This is a genomic window from Acinetobacter nosocomialis NIPH 2119 (assembly GCF_000368085.1).
Classification (GTDB): domain Bacteria; phylum Pseudomonadota; class Gammaproteobacteria; order Pseudomonadales; family Moraxellaceae; genus Acinetobacter; species Acinetobacter nosocomialis.
The window spans coordinates 3592973-3611754 of sequence record NZ_KB849239.1; the positions used below are offsets into that span (position 1 = coordinate 3592973).

At 40.8% G+C, this 18782-nt stretch carries 16 protein-coding genes and 2 rRNA genes; 12 read left to right on the top strand and 6 right to left on the bottom strand.

Going from position 1 to position 18782, the window contains the following annotated elements; translation table 11 throughout:
* The first annotated feature begins 40 nt into the window (after positions 1-40).
* The 6 genes from F984_RS20715 to F984_RS20740 all read left to right on the top strand — a co-directional run bounded on the left by F984_RS20715 (position 41) and on the right by F984_RS20740 (position 6139).
* Positions 41-2931, top strand: a 23S ribosomal RNA gene (locus F984_RS20715).
* Positions 2932-3110: 179 nt separating this feature from the next.
* Positions 3111-3225 (top strand): 5S ribosomal RNA (gene rrf / locus F984_RS20720).
* 153 nt (positions 3226-3378) lie between these two features.
* Positions 3379-3774, top strand: a complete 396-nt coding sequence (locus tag F984_RS20725) for a putative signal transducing protein (protein WP_025469377.1) — start codon at positions 3379-3381, stop codon at positions 3772-3774.
* 129 nt (positions 3775-3903) lie between these two features.
* Positions 3904-4254: a GFA family protein gene (locus F984_RS20730; protein WP_004711869.1), complete on the top strand. Its 351-nt coding sequence runs from the start codon at positions 3904-3906 to the stop codon at positions 4252-4254.
* A 21-nt stretch (positions 4255-4275) separates the two neighbouring features.
* Complete coding sequence (locus F984_RS20735) at positions 4276-4839, top strand: DUF4256 domain-containing protein (protein ID WP_004711870.1); 564 nt, start codon at positions 4276-4278, stop codon at positions 4837-4839.
* Between the two features lie 136 nt (positions 4840-4975).
* Entirely contained in the window at positions 4976-6139 is a 1164-nt protein-coding gene (locus tag F984_RS20740; protein ID WP_004711872.1) for an acyl-CoA dehydrogenase family protein, read from the top strand.
* A 32-nt stretch (positions 6140-6171) separates the two neighbouring features.
* Here the strand turns inward: F984_RS20740 and F984_RS20745 are convergent, their stop codons facing one another.
* On the bottom strand, positions 6172-6771 hold the full coding sequence (locus tag F984_RS20745) for a TetR/AcrR family transcriptional regulator (protein ID WP_002048684.1): 600 nt from the start codon (positions 6769-6771) through the stop codon (positions 6172-6174).
* Positions 6772-6956: 185 nt separating this feature from the next.
* Between F984_RS20745 and F984_RS20750 the strand changes: the two genes are divergently transcribed.
* Genes F984_RS20750 through F984_RS20775 form a run of 6 tightly spaced genes read left to right on the top strand, consistent with a single transcriptional unit; the run spans position 6957 to position 15326 of the window.
* Positions 6957-8762, top strand: coding sequence for an acyclic terpene utilization AtuA family protein (locus F984_RS20750; RefSeq protein ID WP_004711875.1), 1806 nt, complete (start codon positions 6957-6959; stop codon positions 8760-8762).
* 20 nt (positions 8763-8782) lie between these two features.
* Positions 8783-9694: an SDR family oxidoreductase gene (locus F984_RS20755; protein WP_004711876.1), complete on the top strand. Its 912-nt coding sequence runs from the start codon at positions 8783-8785 to the stop codon at positions 9692-9694.
* Between the two features lie 10 nt (positions 9695-9704).
* Positions 9705-11318 (top strand): acyl-CoA carboxylase subunit beta, encoded by a 1614-nt coding sequence (locus tag F984_RS20760; RefSeq protein ID WP_004711879.1) that lies wholly within the window; start codon positions 9705-9707, stop codon positions 11316-11318.
* 42 nt (positions 11319-11360) lie between these two features.
* Entirely contained in the window at positions 11361-12518 is a 1158-nt protein-coding gene (locus F984_RS20765; protein ID WP_004711881.1) for an acyl-CoA dehydrogenase family protein, read from the top strand.
* A 10-nt stretch (positions 12519-12528) separates the two neighbouring features.
* The gene (locus F984_RS20770; protein ID WP_004711882.1) at positions 12529-13365 is read left to right on the top strand and encodes an enoyl-CoA hydratase/isomerase family protein; all 837 of its coding nucleotides are present in this window, start codon (positions 12529-12531) and stop codon (positions 13363-13365) included.
* 20 nt (positions 13366-13385) lie between these two features.
* Positions 13386-15326 carry an acetyl/propionyl/methylcrotonyl-CoA carboxylase subunit alpha gene (locus tag F984_RS20775; protein ID WP_004711885.1) on the top strand — a complete coding sequence of 647 codons (1941 nt, stop codon included), beginning with the start codon at positions 13386-13388 and terminating at the stop codon, positions 15324-15326.
* Between the two features lie 51 nt (positions 15327-15377).
* On the opposite strand, the gene F984_RS20780 is transcribed toward F984_RS20775, so the two are convergent.
* The 5 genes from F984_RS20780 to F984_RS20800 form a co-directional block, all read right to left on the bottom strand.
* Positions 15378-15797 carry a roadblock/LC7 domain-containing protein gene (locus F984_RS20780; protein WP_000949092.1) on the bottom strand — a complete coding sequence of 140 codons (420 nt, stop codon included), beginning with the start codon at positions 15795-15797 and terminating at the stop codon, positions 15378-15380.
* Positions 15790-16350, bottom strand: a complete 561-nt coding sequence (locus tag F984_RS20785; RefSeq protein WP_004711887.1) for a GTP-binding protein — start codon at positions 16348-16350, stop codon at positions 15790-15792. Before F984_RS20785 ends, F984_RS20780 begins: the two co-directional genes overlap by 8 nt.
* 8 nt (positions 16351-16358) lie before the next feature.
* Positions 16359-17324: a hypothetical protein gene (locus F984_RS20790; protein WP_004711889.1), complete on the bottom strand. Its 966-nt coding sequence runs from the start codon at positions 17322-17324 to the stop codon at positions 16359-16361.
* Between the two features lie 85 nt (positions 17325-17409).
* Positions 17410-17769: a roadblock/LC7 domain-containing protein gene (locus tag F984_RS20795; RefSeq protein WP_001096608.1), complete on the bottom strand. Its 360-nt coding sequence runs from the start codon at positions 17767-17769 to the stop codon at positions 17410-17412.
* A gap of 341 nt (positions 17770-18110) precedes the next feature.
* Positions 18111-18767: a hypothetical protein gene (locus F984_RS20800; protein WP_002048692.1), complete on the bottom strand. Its 657-nt coding sequence runs from the start codon at positions 18765-18767 to the stop codon at positions 18111-18113.
* Positions 18768-18782 lie beyond the last annotated feature (15 nt).

An 18782-nucleotide genomic window follows, 5' to 3' on the forward strand; every position in this document is an offset into this window, starting at 1 on the left:
TTACTAACTTGTAGGTAACATCGACTGTTTGGGGTTGTATAGTCAAGTAATTAAGTGCATGTGGTGGATGCCTTGGCAGTCAGAGGCGATGAAAGACGTGATAGCCTGCGAAAAGCTCCGGGGAGGCGGCAAATATCCTTTGATCCGGAGATGTCTGAATGGGGGAACCCACCTACTTTAAGGTAGGTATTGCAACATGAATACATAGTGTTGCAAGGCGAACGAGGGGAAGTGAAACATCTCAGTACCCTTAGGAAAAGAAATCAATTGAGATTCCCTCAGTAGCGGCGAGCGAACGGGGATCAGCCCATTAAGTTATGTGTGTTTTAGTGGAACGCTCTGGGAAGTGCGAACGTAGAGGGTGATATTCCCGTACACGAAAGGGCACACATAATGATGACGAGTAGGGCGAGGCACGTGAAACCTTGTCTGAATATGGGGGGACCATCCTCCAAGGCTAAATACTCCTGACTGACCGATAGTGAACCAGTACCGTGAGGGAAAGGCGAAAAGAACCCCTGTGAGGGGAGTGAAATAGATCCTGAAACCGCATGCATACAAGCAGTGGGAGCACCTTCGTGGTGTGACTGCGTACCTTTTGTATAATGGGTCAGCGACTTATATTCAGTAGCGAGGTTAACCGTATAGGGGAGCCGTAGAGAAATCGAGTCTTAATAGGGCGTTTAGTTGCTGGGTATAGACCCGAAACCAGGCGATCTATCCATGAGCAGGTTGAAGGTTGGGTAACACTAACTGGAGGACCGAACCCACTGTCGTTGAAAAGCCAGGGGATGACTTGTGGATAGGGGTGAAAGGCTAATCAAGCCTGGTGATAGCTGGTTCTCCCCGAAAGCTATTTAGGTAGCGCCTCGGACGAATACCATAGGGGGTAGAGCACTGTTTCGGCTAGGGGGTCATCCCGACTTACCAAACCGATGCAAACTCCGAATACCTATGAGTACTATCCGGGAGACAGACTGCGGGTGCTAACGTCCGTAGTCAAGAGGAAAACAATCCAGACCGCCAGCTAAGGCCCCAAAATCATAGTTAAGTGGGAAACGATGTGGGAAGGCATAGACAGCTAGGAGGTTGGCTTAGAAGCAGCCACCCTTTAAAGAAAGCGTAATAGCTCACTAGTCGAGTCGGCCTGCGCGGAAGATGTAACGGGGCTAAAACTATGTGCCGAAGCTGCGGATTTGACATTAGTCAAGTGGTAGGGGAGCGTTCTGTAAGCCGATGAAGGTGTATTGAGAAGTATGCTGGAGGTATCAGAAGTGCGAATGCTGACGTGAGTAACGACAAAACGGGTGAAAAACCCGTTCGCCGAAAGACCAAGGGTTCCAGTCCAACGTTAATCGGGGCTGGGTGAGTCGACCCCTAAGGCGAGGCCGAAAGGCGTAGTCGATGGGAAATTGGTTAATATTCCAATACTTCTGTGTAATGCGATGAGAGGACGGAGAAGGTTAAGTCAGCCTGGCGTTGGTTGTCCAGGTGGAAGGATGTAGGTATGTATCTTAGGCAAATCCGGGGTACTCTATACTGAGATCCGATAGCAAGCTGTACTTGTACAGCGAAGTGGCTGATACCATGCTTCCAGGAAAAGTCTCTAAGCTTCAGTTACACAGGAATCGTACCCGAAACCGACACAGGTGGTCAGGTCGAGTAGACCAAGGCGCTTGAGAGAACTCTGCTGAAGGAACTAGGCAAAATGGTACCGTAACTTCGGGAGAAGGTACGCTGTTGTTGGTGATGGAACTTGCTTCCTGAGCTGATGACAGCCGCAGAAACCAGGCCGCTGCAACTGTTTATTAAAAACATAGCACTCTGCAAACACGAAAGTGGACGTATAGGGTGTGATGCCTGCCCGGTGCTGGAAGGTTAATTGATGGGGTTAGCGTAAGCGAAGCTCTTGATCGAAGCCCCAGTAAACGGCGGCCGTAACTATAACGGTCCTAAGGTAGCGAAATTCCTTGTCGGGTAAGTTCCGACCTGCACGAATGGCATAATGATGGCGGCGCTGTCTCCAGCAGAGGCTCAGTGAAATCGAAATCGCTGTGAAGATGCAGTGTACCCGCGGCTAGACGGAAAGACCCCGTGAACCTTTACTGCAGCTTGACACTGAACTTTGACCTTACTTGTGTAGGATAGGTGGGAGGCTTTGAAGTTGGAACGCTAGTTCCAATGGAGCCGTCCTTGAAATACCACCCTGGTAATGTTGAGGTTCTAACTCTGTCCCGTTATCCGGGACGAGGACCGTGTCTGGTGGGTAGTTTGACTGGGGCGGTCTCCTCCTAAAGAGTAACGGAGGAGTACGAAGGTGCGCTCAGCGTGGTCGGAAATCACGCGTAGAGTATAAAGGCAAAAGCGCGCTTAACTGCGAGACCCACAAGTCGAGCAGGTACGAAAGTAGGTCTTAGTGATCCGGTGGTTCTGTATGGAAGGGCCATCGCTCAACGGATAAAAGGTACTCTGGGGATAACAGGCTGATACCGCCCAAGAGTTCATATCGACGGCGGTGTTTGGCACCTCGATGTCGGCTCATCTCATCCTGGGGCTGAAGCAGGTCCCAAGGGTATGGCTGTTCGCCATTTAAAGAGGTACGCGAGCTGGGTTTAGAACGTCGTGAGACAGTTCGGTCCCTATCTACCGTGGGCGCTGGAAATTTGAGAGGATCTGCTCCTAGTACGAGAGGACCAGAGTGGACGAACCTCTGGTGTACCGGTTGTGACGCCAGTCGCATCGCCGGGTAGCTATGTTCGGAAGGGATAACCGCTGAAAGCATCTAAGCGGGAAGCCTACCTCAAGATAAGATTTCCCTAGGAATTTATTCCTCTAAAGAGCCGTTCGAGACTAGGACGTTGATAGGTTGGATGTGGAAGCATAGTGATATGTGAAGCTGACCAATACTAATTGCTCGTGAGGCTTGACTATACAACACCCAAGCAGTTGTATATAAAGCATCAATCGATTCATAAATCTACAAAGCAACTTGATTTAGTTAAACGCTTAGCTAAAATGAACACAGTCAGATTCAATCAGCCCAGTCTGTAAAGATTTGGAAAACGCTTCGGCAGTTAATAAGACCAAAGCAAGTATCCATAAACAGTTGTGCTGGCGACCATAGCAAGAGTGAACCACCTGATCCCTTCCCGAACTCAGAAGTGAAACCTCTTAGCGCTGATGGTAGTGTGGGGTTACCCATGTGAGAGTAAGTCATCGCCAGCTCATTATTCCAAACACCCCCATTCTAAAGAGTGGGGGTGTTTTTTATTGTGCAGGAATTTTATGTCCAATGCTTGAGATATTAAATTTAATTCAATTTATAAAAAAATAGAGCTAATCTAAAATTATTCACCTAATTAGAAATTTAATATGTATATGCAATGGATTTTAGTTAAAACTTTTTCATTTCCTTATGAGGCACAAATTGCAAAGACTCAATTAGAGGCTTTTGGAATTCCCGTTCGTATTGAAAATGAACATACAATTAACATGGACTGGTTTTATTCAAATGCATTGGGTGGAGTCCGATTATTAGTACTAGAAAAAGACCTCAATGATGCGAAAGCACTTCTTGAAAAAGATTTTAGTGAAGACTTAGAGCAAGAGTTTGGAAAAAATAAAGGACGATGTCCTAACTGCGGAAGTTATGATATTGAACCTTACACAAAAAGAAAAAAATCAGCCTTTATGGCACTCATGTTCTTAGGTTTACCTTTATTTTCTTTTAAAAATGGTAATAGATGTAAACAATGCCAATATTTTTGGAATTAATAATTATCTATTATCTTAATTTATTAAAGTTTTTATAAAGAGAAGGCCCAAATCTAAAATAAGATTAAAAAATGATCTACAATAGAGGGTATTATAAAACTATAAAAAATTAGAAATAGGGAAAATGAAATGGAATATAAAGGAAGTTGTCATTGTGGTCAGGTAAAGTTTGCCGCGGAAGGTGAGCTAACAGAAGTTTTATCTTGCAATTGTTCCATTTGCCAGAAGAAAGGATCTTTACTTTGGTTTCTACCGATTAATCAAGTTAAAGTTACTTTGGACACTCCTGATAATTTGGCGAACTATACTTTTAATAAACATGTGATTAACCATCATTTCTGTAAAAATTGTGGTATTCATCTATATGCCCAAGGTATAGATAATCAAGGTAATTCAATCTTTGCGATTAATGTACGATGTATAGATGGTATTGACTTAGATAAGATAAAAATAAATTATTTTGATGGACGTTCAGTTTAATCGCTATTAGGGGTTTATCCAATGAACACTAAAAAACAGTTAAATTCAACACAATTAGATTTACTGCTTGAACTGTTAAAGGCGAGATTTGAAAAGAACACACATCGTCATAAAGAAGTCGATTGGTCGAATGTACGGGATAAATTAATAAAATCTCCAGACAAACTATGGGCATTGCAAGAAATGGAAAGTACTGGAGGAGAGCCTGATGTTATTGTTTTTGACCAGCAGAAAGATCAGTATTTATTTGTAGATTGTTCTCCTGAAACCCCAAAAGGCCGTAGAAGCCTTTGCTATGATCGTGAGGCTTTAGAATCTAGAAAAGATCATCCTCCTAAAAACAGTGCAATAGATCTTGCTAATGAAATGGGAGTTGAGCTTTTAACAGAAGAGCAATATCGTCAATTACAGCAAATTGAAGAGTTTGATCTTAAAACATCGAGTTGGCTTGCAACCCCAGTCGAGATTCGTAAATTGGGTGGAGCACTTTTTGCTGATCGTCGTTATGGCCGAGTCTTCATTTATCATAATGGAGCACAGTCTTATTATGCTGTACGTGGTTTTCGTTGTTGTTTAAAAATATAGGTGTTGTACTTAAATAAAAATAATTCTATTTGATGTTTTATGCCAAGAAATTGAAGATTCTTGCAACTTTTGATTAACAGTAAACATGACAAGATATGTTCAGGAATTAAATAAAAACTTCAGGACATTTCTAAATATGCAACTCAACCCAATTTACTATAATGAACAACACATTGCTTTTGCTGACAATGTTCGTCGATTTGTGCAAAAAGAAATGGCACCTTTTGTTAATGAGTGGGATGAGGCCGAGACATTTCCTAGAGAGCTTTATAAAAAGGCTGCTGAAATTGGCCTATTGGGTCTAGGTTTTTCTGAAGAATATGGTGGTATTCCTGATGCAGATCCATTCTATTCATTACTCGCTGGTATTGAAATGGCAAAGGCGGGTTCTGGCGGAGTACATACTTCACTCATGGTGCACACAATTGGTGCCCCTCCAATTCAACATTTTGGAAGTGAGGAATTAAAGGCTAGAGTCCTCCCAGAGATTATTTCCGGTGAAAAAATTTCTGCATTAGCAATTACAGAACCAGGTGGCGGGTCTGATGTGGCAGCGTTACAAACTAAAGCTGTTCGGGAAGGGGATTATTATATTGTCTCAGGTGAGAAGACTTTCATCACCTCAGGAATCCGTGCAGATTACTACACTGTTGCAGTACGTACAGACCCCACAAAAACTGGAGCTGAAGGCATTTCAATGTTGCTCGTTGATGCGCACAGTGAAGGAATTACTAAAACACCTCTAAAGAAAATGGGTTGGTGGGCTTCAGATACAGCTCATTTGCATTTTGACCAAGTACGAGTACCTGCATCAAATCTGCTCGGCAAAGAAAACGCTGGTTTTAAAGTTATTATGAATAACTTTAATATGGAGCGGTTCTTCTTGGGAGTAGTCGCTTATGGGTATGCATTAGTCTGTTATGAAGAAGCTTTAGATTGGGCACAACAACGAAAAACTTTTGGTAAGAGATTAATTGATCATCAAGTGGTTCGTCATAAATTGGTAGATATGGCAACGCAATTAACCTCAACACGGGCATTGCTTGAAGAAACTGCATGGAAAATGACTCAGCCAAAACTACAAGGGCCTGAGTTAGTAGCGCAAATTTCGATGCTGAAAAATGTTGCGACTCGCACTATGCAATTTTGTGCTGATGCAGCTGTACAAACATTGGGTGGTATGGGGTTTATGCGAGGTACCAAGTCGGAACGTATTTACCGTGAAGTGAAGGTCAATATGATTGGTGGTGGTGCTGAAGAAATTATGAAAGATTTAATTAGTAAACAGCTGAGTTATTAATTTTTACAAGGTGGTCGTTGAGCCACCTTTTTTCATTTCAAAGCCATCACCAAGACCATTTCAGTTAACTCATCAATTTTGACTTTACCCTCAGATTTATACCAAGTTACAGTCCATGAAATTGCACCGCCAATTAAGCGTCGCCAAATAAAAGCATCGTGTTTGACTTTACCTTGTGTGCGTAAATTTTCAATGACGTCGAGCCAGATTTGCTCATATTCATTACGCATTTTTAACAGGTAATTTTGCTTTTCTTTTGACAGAGCAAACCATTCATAAACCAACACAGCCATGGCTGCACCTGTATCGCCAGTAATTGAAATAAGCTCAGCTTTAATAAGGGCTCGTAATTGTTGTTCTGGATCAGTAGATTGATGTGCTGCCTCTTCTAAACGAGCAAGATTGTAAATAATGGTTTCCTCCATTACATGAGCGAGGATGTCATCTTTACTTTTAAAGTGATGAAATAAACTTCCCGATTGAATTCCAATAAATTGAGCAAGTTCACGTACAGTCGTTTTGTCATAGCCTTGCTTGTGGAATAAATAGGCAGCCCCCCGTAATAAACGACCACGCGGGCTATCGTCAAAGCAAGAAATATTTGGAATTTGTTCAATTGAAGTGGCAATCATGTGTTCAGTTTGTTCCCTTATCTAAAAATCCATAACGGAAATTTCTCTAAATTTCATCACATTTCAGATTATTTTCTGAATTTGGAAGATTTGGTCAACATTACAATAACATTTTGCGCTTTACAAACCAAGCGCTTGCTTGGTAATGTTGAGGCTGATTTTTAGACAAAATAATGAGAAATAGAATGGCAAATAATCAGCAGGATGATCATCGAGTCGTAAAAATAGGTTGTGCCTCTGGGTTTTGGGGAGATACCAATACTGCCGCTTTTCAGTTAGTGCATTTGACCGATATTAATTATTTGGTTTTTGATTATTTGTCTGAGATTACCATGTCGATTATGGCAAAAGCGAAGATGGTAGAACCGAAACATGGTTACGCTTTAGACTTTGTCAGCCGAGTCATGGCACCTTTGCTGAAAAAAATTGCTGAAAAAAAGATTAAAGTGATTAGTAATGCCGGTGGTGTTAATCCATTAGCTTGTCGGGATGCCTTACAAAAAATTATTAAAGAGTATGGTCTAGATCTGAAAGTGGCTGTGGTGTTAGGTGATGATCTTTTGCCAAAACATGAGCAGTTAAAATTACAGAATATTCAAGAAATGTTTAGCGGAGAAGCTTTGCCTGAACAGGTAGCGAGCAGTAATGCTTATTTAGGCGCGGTTGCTATTCGTGACGCCTTAGACTTAGGTGCCGATATTGTGATTACGGGTCGGGTGGTTGACTCTGCTGTGGTGCTTGCACCTTTGCTTCATGAATATCAATGGTCGCTCGATGATTATGACAAATTGGCGCAAGGTTCATTAGCAGGTCATGTCATCGAATGTGGTGCCCAATGTACGGGTGGTAACTTTACCGATTGGCAATTGGTGCAGGGCTTCGACAACATGGGGTTTCCAGTGGTTGAAGTGAGTGAGGATGGCTCATTTATTGTAACTAAGCCTCAAGGTACAGGTGGTCTGGTTTCTACTGCTACAGTTGCAGAGCAAATTGTTTATGAAATAGGTAATCCTCAAGCATATTTACTACCTGATGTAATTGCTGATTTCAGCCACGTGCATTTAGAGCAAGTTGGGGAGCATCGGGTTCGTGTAACGGGCGCAAAAGGACAAGCTCCGACTGCACAATATAAAGTCAGCGCGACCTATCCTGATGGTTATCGGGTTTTAGTGAGTTTCTTAATTGCAGGCCGTGAGGCACCACAAAAAGCACAAGTTATTGCTGATGCGATTTTGACTAAGTGCGAACGTGTTTTAACAATGCGTTCGGTGCCACCTTTTAGTGAAAAGTCGGTTGAAATCTTAGGTATTGAAAGTACTTATGGCGAACATGCCCAAACATTAAATAGTCGTGAAGTGGTGGTCAAAATAGCTGTAAAACACATGTTTAAAGAAGCATGTATGTTCTTTGCATCTGAAATTGCTCAGGCCTCTACAGGTATGGCTCCAGCCTTGGCAGGAATTGTTGGAGGCCGACCAAAAGCATCTCCAGTGATTAAGTTATTTTCATTTTTAATAGATAAAAATCAGGTAAGTGTCGAAATCGATTTTGAAGGAAAACGCTACCCTGTTGAGATTCCACAAGAAGTTTTTACAGAGCAATTGCCTACTTTAAAGGCAGGTGAAAATGCAATTTATCAAGGAGATGAAATTGAAGTTCCTTTGATTGAAATTGCGCATGCCCGCAGTGGTGATAAAGGCAATCATAGCAATATTGGCGTGATTGCACGTAAAGTAGACTATTTACCATGGATTCGTGCAGCACTAACTGAACAGTCTGTTGCAAGCTATATGCAACATGTCTTGAATGCTGAGAAAGGGCGAGTAATTCGTTATGAGTTACCGGGTTTAAATGCACTAAATTTTATGTTGGAGAATGCTTTAGGTGGTGGTGGTGTTGCCAGCTTGCGTATTGACCCGCAAGGCAAAGCCTTTGCCCAACAGTTATTGGATATGCCAGTTAAAGTTCCGGCACATCTTTTAGAAAAATAAAATGAATGGATGAAACAAAGATGAGTTATCAATCAATTTTTAGACCAGATGCTTTCGCTAATAAAGTCATTATTGTGACAGGTGGTGGCTCAGGAATTGGCCGTTGTACGGCACATGAGCTTGCAGCCCTCGGCGCTCAAGTAGTGATTACAGGACGCAAAATTGAAAAATTAGAGAAAGTAAGCCAAGAAATTATAGAAGATGGTGGTCGGGTTCATTTTATTGTTTGTGATAACCGTGAAGAAGAACAAGTGAAAAATATGATTGCCGAAGTGATAGAGAAATTCGGCAAACTCGATGGTTTGGTAAATAATGCAGGCGGCCAGTTCCCCTCAGCTTTAGAGAATATTTCGGCGAATGGTTTCGATGCAGTCGTGCGTAATAATTTACACGCAACGTTCTATTTAATGCGTGAAGCTTATAACCAATGGATGGCTAAACATGGTGGCAGTATTGTCAATATGACTGCTGATATGTGGGGCGGCATGCCCGGAATGGGACATTCTGGTGCTGCGCGTTCGGGGGTCGATAACTTAACTAAAACAGCATCGGTTGAGTGGGGCAAATCAGGCGTTCGTGTAAATGCGGTTGCACCAGGATGGATTGTGTCATCCGGTATGGATAATTATAGCGGTGATTTTGCCAAAGTGATTATTCCAAGTCTTGCTAGCAATGTACCGCTAAAACGCATGGGAACTGAATCAGAAGTTTCTTCGGCGATTTGTTATTTACTGTCAGATGCTGCGGCTTTTGTGTCAGGTGTAACTTTGCGTATTGATGGTGCAGCATCACAAGGGACACGCATGTATCCACTAGCCGAAGCGACAAATAGTCAGTCTTATAATGGTTTCCATCGTGCGTTTATTCCTGAAATTTTTAAAAAAGATAAGACTGAGAAAGCCGAACAAAACAATAGTTTAGGTTTGGAGTGAGGAATAAAAAATGACCATTCTCCAATCCGAAATTGCTGTTGGGAGTGAACAGTATCAAAAAAATAAAGAGGCACTACTTGCTCAGCTGAGTGAAGTCCGTGCAATTCAGCAAAAAAGCATTGATAAATCATATGCTGCTAAACCGAAATTCGATAAAAAGGGCAAGATTCTGCCGCATGAGCGTGTGCGGTTATTACTCGATGCTGATTCTCCTTTTGTTGAGCTTTGTGGTTTGGTTGGCTACAACATGCATGATGACAAAGATGGTTCCGAAGCAGGTGGTGGAGTAATTGCCGGCATTGGTTTTGTTAGTGGTGTGCGTTGTCTAGTTTCTGCAAGTAATAGTGCAATTAAGGGCGGGACCATGTCTCCTATGGGCGTACAAAAAACTTTGCGTTTACAAAAAATTGCCTTAGAACAAAAACTCCCGCTGATTACGCTGACCGAAAGTGGGGGCGCTAACTTAAATTATGCTGCTGAAGTATTTACCTATGGTGGTATGACCTTTGCCAATCAGGCACGTTTGTCTGCAGCAGGTATTCCCCAACTTGCAGTGGTGCATGGTAATGCAACGGCAGGTGGTGCTTATCAACCAGGTCTTTCAGATTATGTCATTGTAGTACGCAAACAAACCGAGATGCTTCTTGCAGGTCCCCCTTTACTCTTGGCTGCCACTGGCGAAGTGGCAACAGCTGAAGAGTTGGGCGGGGCAGAAATGCATGCGCAGGTTGCTGGAACAGCAGAATACTTAGCAGGAAATGATGCTGACGGTATTCGGATGGCACGTGAAATTTTTGAACACCTGAACTGGAAAGAGCAAATCAAACCAGTTGATGTGACTTATAAAGAGCCTCGTTACGATACCGAGGAACTATTGGGTGTTATCCCAAGTGATCCTAAACAACCATTTGATATGAAAGAAGTGGTTGCACGCATTATTGACGATTCAGATTTTCTAGAATTTAAGCAGGAATATGATGACTTAACGGTATGTGGCTGGGCAAAAATTGGAGGCTTGCATATCGGTATTATTACCAATAATGGTCCGATTACCCCTCAAGGAGCAGCAAAAGCAGCTCAGTTTATTCACTTATGTGAACAGACTAACCGCCCCTTATTGTTCTTACATAACACTACTGGCTTTATGGTGGGAACCGATGCCGAGCAAAATGGCATTATTAAGCATGGCTCAAAACTGATTCAAGCGGTTGCCAATTGTACTGTACCTAAAATTTCAATCGTTGTAGCAGGGTCATATGGTGCTGGTAACTACGCAATGTGTGGTCGGAGTTTATCGCCAGATTTTATTTTTGCTTGGCCGAACTCGCATGTTGCTGTAATGGGTTCTGCACAGGCTGGAAAAGTATTACGTATTGTGGCAGAAGGAAAGCAAAAGGCGTCTGGTCAGGAACCGAATCCGCAAATGCTCGATTTTCTTGAGCAAAGTACGGCCATGAAATTAGAGCAGCAATCTACCGCGCTTTTCAATACGGCTATGCTTCATGACGATGGCATTATTGACCCGAGAGATACCCGAAAATTACTTATTTTCCTTTTACAAACCATTTATGAAGCACAGCAACGCGAGTTGAATCCGACCCGTTTTGGTGTGTCCCGTTTTTAATCAACCTTTACCGTAATTAAAAAAATTAATAGGAACAACACCATGAAGTTTACTGCCGAACATGAAGCATTACGTCGCACAGCACGTCAATTTGTTCAAAATGAGCTGAATCCACATATTCCAGAATGGGAGGCTGCGGGGAAATTTCCAATCCACGACGTATTTAAAAAAATGGGTGATCTTGGTTTATTAGGGATTTGTAAGCCTGAGGAAAATGGCGGTTTAGCGTTAGATTATTCCTATAACCTTGTGGTTGCAGAAGAAATTGGATATGCGGCTTGCGGCGGTGTGCCTTTAGCCATTGGTGTACAAACCGATATGGCAACACCTGCTTTGGCGCGTTTTGGTAGTAAAGAATTACGCGATGAGTTTTTAACACCAGCCATTGCTGGGGAATATGTTGCCTCAATTGCGGTATCAGAAGTGCATGCTGGTTCGGATGTTGCTGCTATTAAAACGACTGCTAAAAAAGATGGCGATGACTATGTCATTAACGGCAGCAAAATGTGGATTACCAACTCATTGCAGGCTGATTTCTTCTGCCTTTTAGCCAATACATCTGACGATAAACCACACGTCAACAAGTCGATGATTATTGTGCCGGCAAAAACTAAAGGGATTAGTTTTTCCGAGCCACTTAATAAATTAGGGATGCGTTCAACGACCACAGCACAAGTTTATTTAGACAATGTTCGTGTACCTCAGCGCAACTTGGTTGGTGTTGAAGGTATGGGCTTCATGATGCAGATGATGCAATTTCAGGAAGAGCGTTTATGGGCTTGTGCTAATGCTATTGGTGGTTTGGAAAATTTAATCCAGAAGACTATCGCCTATACCAAAGAGCGTACGACGTTTGGTCAGCCACTTATTAATAACCAATATATTCACTTCCGCTTTGCTGAACTCATGACTGAAATAGAAGCACTTAAAGCATTAACCTACCAAGCGTGTGAACAGCATATTGCAGGTGAAGATGTGACCAAGCTGGCATCTATGGCAAAACTCAAAGCTGGACGTTTAACTCGTGAAGTTGCTGATAGCTGTCTGCAATACTGGGGTGGTAACGGCTTTATGTGGGATAACCCTGCATCACAGTTGTATCGTGATGGTCGTTTAGGCTCTATTGGCGGTGGGGCAGATGAGATTATGTTGGGGATTATATGCAAACTTATGGATATCTTGCCAAAAAAACAAAAATAAGGAATCAGCCATGACACTTTCAGCATCTCTACAAGCTATAGATATTGATGACAGTATTCAATTAGAACAAGACGGCAGTATTTTATATCTTTGGTTAAACCGACCGGAGAGCCGTAATGCCATGAACTTGAATATGGTCAATGCAATTCAGCAAGTTTTTGCTGCCATTCGCGATGACCTTTTAATTCGCGCGGTCATCATCCGTGGTGAGGGCGGGACTTTTTGTGCAGGTGGGGATATTAAAGACATGGCTGCCTTACGAGTTGAAGCAACTCATGTCGGTAGTCTACAACCTTATGCTGACTTTAACCGCCGTTTTGGTGCCATGCTTGAGCAAGTTGAAGCTGCACCGCAAACTGTTGTGGTCATTTTAGAAGGTGCGGTGTTAGGTGGAGGTTTTGGGCTGGCATGTGTTTCTGATGTTGCCATTAGCCGTGACAATGCGCAGTTTGGTTTACCTGAAACTGGGCTTGGTGTGATTCCTGCTCAAATTGCTCCTTTTGTGGTGAAACGTATTGGCCTGACTCAAGCACGCCGATTAGCTTTATTAGGTATGCGCTTTGAAGGGCATACGGCACTGAGTGTCGGTGTGGTTCATCAAATTGCACATAATGAAATTGAACTTGAACAAGCTTTAGAGGAAACCATTCAACACATTAAACGAGCAGCTCCTCAAGCTTCGCGTGTGACCAAAGCATTGTTACATCGAACACTCAATGAGCCTTTAAATAAATTGCTCAATGATGCAGCTCAGCAGTTTGCCCAAGCGGTTGGTGGAGCTGAAGGTCAAGAAGGAACGATGGCTTTTATCCAGAAAAGGTTACCAAATTGGGCCGATGAGTCATAAAAGATAAGGATAAAAAAATAATGAAATTTTCAAAAATACTGGTTGCCAATCGTGGTGAAATTGCAGTTCGAGTTATGCAAACAGCCAAGGCAATGGGTTACCAAACTGTCGCAGTTTATTCCGATGCAGACCGTAATGCCCGTCATGTGCAAGAAGCAGATGAAGCTGTTTACATTGGGGCATCTAAAGTATCGGAGTCTTATCTTTCCATTGCTAAAATTATCGAAGCCTGCAAAAAAACAGGGGCAGATGCTGTTCATCCCGGTTATGGTTTTTTGTCAGAAAATACTGATTTTGCTCAGGCATGTATCGACAACCAGATTACATTTATTGGACCTACCGCTTCTGCAATTGAGTTAATGGGCAGTAAACGCCTTTCAAAAATTGCCATGATTGAGGCGGGCGTCCCTTGTGTGCCGGGTTATGAAGGTGACCGACAAGATCTCGAATATTTAGCAGCTCAAGCCGAGCAAATTGGCTTTCCAATTATGGTCAAAGCTTCTGCGGGTGGCGGCGGTCGTGGCATGCGTTTGGTACAACAAGCATCTGAATTGATTGAGGCGTTGCAAACTGCACGTTCAGAAGCTGAAAATGCTTTTGGTTCGGGGGAGCTTATTTTAGAAAAAGCAGTTATTGCTCCGCGTCATGTCGAAATTCAGGTTTTTGGTGATACTCACGGCAATTATGTGTATTTGTTTGAGCGTGATTGTTCGATCCAACGTCGCCATCAAAAAGTAGTTGAAGAGGCGCCGTGTCCAGTCATGACGCCTGAACTACGTCAGCAAATGGGCGAGGCAGCTGTAGCAGCGGCAAAAGCATGTGCTTATGTCGGGGCAGGTACAGTTGAGTTTTTGCTTGATGCATCGGGTGCATTTTACTTTTTAGAGATGAATACCCGTTTGCAGGTAGAACATCCGGTCACTGAGCTTATTACCGGGCTAGATTTAGTTGAATGGCAGCTGCGTGTGGCGAATGGTGAGCATTTACCTTTAAAGCAACAGGAGTTGAACTTCAATGGACATGCGATCGAAGTACGTTTGTATGCAGAAGACCCACGTCAGGATTTCTTACCCCAAACAGGCAAGGTTTTACGCTGGAAGCCTGCAACTTTACCAAATGTGCGAATCGATCATGGCATGTTGGCAACTGATGAAGTCAGCCCATTTTACGATCCGATGGTAGCAAAGGTGATTGCATATGGGAAAACCCGTCAGGATGCGATTCGCTTACTGGCTCGTGCAGTCGATGATAGTGTTTTACTTGGAGTGAATAGTAATAAACAGTTCTTGGTCAATTTACTGCGCCATCCAGTTGTTGTTGGAGGGGATACCAATACTGCATTCATCCAACAGCACTTCCAAAATGATCCGAGCTTACACCATCAAGTTTTATCTTTAGAAACTTTAGCGATTGCTGCGGCATTATTTAGCCAAAATAAAGGTACTGCGGTGTGGCAAACTGGGCTTGGTGTGCCATTACCGTTAAAATTACAAATTGCCGATCAGCAAATTCAATTGCAGGTTTCATCTGTAAATAACACATTTACGGCTCAGTTCTGTGATCAATCAGTTTGTATTGATGTGCTTGAGAGAACGTCAGAGTACCTAGTTTATTTAATTGATGGTATTCGTCGCCGTGTTCAATATGTATTAGATAGTGATCAACTTTATCTAGACCGAGATAATGGTAATATTGTGATACGCAATGTGACCTATGCTGCGCCAGAAGTTACCGATGTAGCGGGAGATGGCAAAATTCGTGCACCAATGGATGGTGCTGTGGTTAATATTCTGGTGAATAAAGGCGATCAAGTGGTGAGAGGTCAAACCTTACTAGTGCTTGAAGCTATGAAAATCCAGCAGCAGATTAAAGCTGATGTAGATGGTGTAGTTGAAGATGTGTTAGGGCAACAGGGTCAACAAGTCAAAAAACGGCAAATGCTATTTACTATTCAAACTTAATTGAAAAATACCGCTCTTATTGGGCGGTATTTTTTTATAGCAGTTTAAGAGTTATTCTCCATCTGCCTCTGCAATCACTTGGCTTGCTTTTTTTAGGCTATAAAGCAGCTGCCCTAAAAGCACATCTCTATTACTTAGGGTAACCATAACCATCGGATGATGGAGAGCAGGAATCGCTGTTAAAATGGCTTTGCCATTATCTGCATCTAATGTGATGTTATTACAGCCAGTCAGTTGAATCTCTTTTAAAAATGCACTGACCATGGCCAAAATCGAGCTACTCACCGCTGCTAATTTGGTGGTATTAGGGTAGTTCTTGTGGCTCACTGTTGCCAATTCAAACCCATCTGAAGAACAAATCATGACAAAGTCTACACCACGTGTATTCATAAGAATTTTTTGAGCTTCACTTTTTGCAAGTTGTAGCAATTGTGTTGGAGCGGTTCGTTTTTGAACTGGAATACTAAGCATGATCTTTCCCTTGAGATGTTGCGCCTACCTTAACTTCAAGTGATGCAATTAATGATTCAACCATCATTAAAATTTGCTCTTGTTCTCTTGCATCAATAAAAAATAATGGATATTGAAGTTCGTTTTCTGCTAACCAGTTGCGATACTGTTGGAGTGAAGATTCTTTATTTTCATCAATATGCGTAATACCAATCGCAATATTATCATTATAATTTTTAAAGGTTTCCAAGTAACTTTCTAGTTCAGCAATTGGAGTAGAGCTATTGTGATCTAACAGAAGAATAATACCAATCGCACCTTTACAAATAACTGACCAGATAAAATCAAAACGGCTTTGTCCAGGGGTTCCATATAGCCCAATTTTAATATCATCATCTAAAGTAATTTCGCCGTAATCAATCCCTACAGTTGTTTGTGATTTTTGATGACTTTGTACATCAGTATTAAATGCTTCTGTTTCTAAAATTGGAATTTCAGATAGCGATTTGATCGCTTCTGTTTTACCAGCCCCCATACTGCCTGCGAAGACAATTTTATATTGTTGAATAATCATAGTGTTCCTTAAAAGCCAAAACGGCGTCGAATTTTCCCTATAAAATTTTTTAAAAAATGACTTTCTGTATTTGAGTTTTCTGAATGAGTCTGTGGCGTGTAAAAACACTTATTCGCGGAAACATATTGCCCATTATTTGCCATTAAACATGCTGTAATAAAACGTAGAACAACATCGATAGGTTGGTTGAGTTGTTTAGCTACTTCAGTGACTTTTGCTCCCTGAATAAAACAGGCAGAGAGCTGTAGGCTTACTTTTCTATATTCTTTTTGATAGGGTTGTGGCCAATGATTAATTTTAAAGTAACCATCAGCTGACGCTAAATTCTCAAATTCTTTTGAACACCAAATTAAATTCCACAACCAATCCTGTAAGTAATAATCCTTTTTACGAGAAACCTTAGTAAAGTCTGATGTTTTTGCAAAGGTAAAGTTAAAACTCATATTGGTCTGTGTTTTTTGACGAGAAGGTTCTAACCAAGCAATTTGAGTTCTATTATCAATAATTGCCAAGGTACCCTTGTCATCAAATAAATGTAATTTAATATTTTCAGAGCTATGCAAATTTTTTATAAATTGCTCATCTATGATAGATATTTCATTTAATAAAGTTGAGTTGGAACGAACATCAGTATGTTTTAAAAGAGATAATACATTTGCTTGTAACCATGAACGGAGATGTTCTGTTTTTTCTAAAGGGTAGTGTAAGGTATGTTCGTGTATAGTGCCTCCATTTTCTAAAGGTGTTTTTGTAATTTTTAAATAAGGAAATTTTTTCTTATTAAGAATATTTTGAATATTGTCTGCATCAAAAAAGTTTTCATTAATAATTAATAAATCAATCTGATTACTAGAAATGTTAACCCAGTTAATTCCATATTGATTAGATATCAAATCACGTATTAAAATTTTTAATTCGTCTGCAACTTTTAAGCTTAAACCAGAAACTGCAATATTTATGCAATAGCTATCCATAGTATCATTTTAAATTTTTATTAAGTAATATTGTAATGTTATATGTGCTCTTTATATTAAGTATAAAGAGCACAGCTTAAATTAATTAACTAAAATCGAGCTCTTTTTCAAAGGACTTTAACTCATGACGAGCCATGGCTAAATTCGACTTGGCGCGATCAAGTACTAAATAAAGGAATAAATTATTATTACTTTCTAAAGGACGAATTAAGTGATAAGCCTTCCCTAACGTAATTAAAATATCTTCAATATTGTCATTTAATTTTAATGCGTTAGCTACATTTCGTTTTGCGCGAATGACTTCTGTGTTTCCAGCAGCTGCCAGCTCTAAATCAATATCCCCACCGCCTTGTGTAGCAAGTGATAAACCACTTTCTGAATCAACAAGTGCAGATGCAATAAAACCATCAATTTCAGTTAAGCTATCTAAAGAAAGTTTAGCCATTTTTTTATCTCTCAGGATTATAAAGTTATAATTACTACTTTTTCCTTAAAAGTAGTTAAAAATCATTATATTTTTACTCAAGTTGAAGTCAATAAATCAAATAAATTTCAAAATTGTTGTTTTAGTAAATAAGTGACCAAAAATGTCATCTTATAAAAAATATTATAAGATTGTTTTTACATTAAATATTTAATACTGTGCTCATGTTTGCATTATATAATTTCTATTATTAATTTTAATAATTGTAATAGAATGTTAAAACAATATTTATTGATAAATTATGTTTATTTAAATAGAAAAAGAGGAACTATAAGTTCCTCTTTTAAATAATTATAATAAAATTAAATAAGATGTGTATAAATACAATATAGGTAACCTAAAATAGCTAAAGCAACAAGAGGTGCGATAACTTTTGACCATGCCGGAATAAAAGTTTCGATAGGTTGCTCTTCGATGTGTAATTCTTCATGATGCGGTTGGGCTTGGTGAACCATTTGGTTGAACTCCTTCATTGTTGCATCCAATGATAGCTCTTCTTGTTCAACAGGTTTAGAACCAATGAGCTCTGTTAGGTGGTTTGTTGACCAAACCCAATCCTCAGCCTGTCCTGATAAATGTTCAACTTGCCCTAAAATGAGCTCTTTTAAACCGTTCTGTCCGAAACCTCCAGTTTCATCAAGTTGATTAAGCTCAGTTAGCTGTAAGGTCAAAATTTCTGAAATACTTTGCTCAAGTTCGGCATTTTTTAAAATCGACTGATTGTGCTTGGAAGTTGTTAAATGACGCGCTATTTCTTGAATATATAATGGATCGGCTGTTTTGATTTCATTATAAATTTTATTGTCGTCTTGACGCCATAAGCTAATTAACTTTCCAAGAGTGAGCACATTCACTTCATCAATCAGCTTATTTTTCTCATTGGCTGGATATTGATTTAAAAGCTGAGGCTTTTGAATTTTTATTTGCTCAGCAAAGTATTGGACTAAATCAAATGCCATACTTTATTCCTCTAA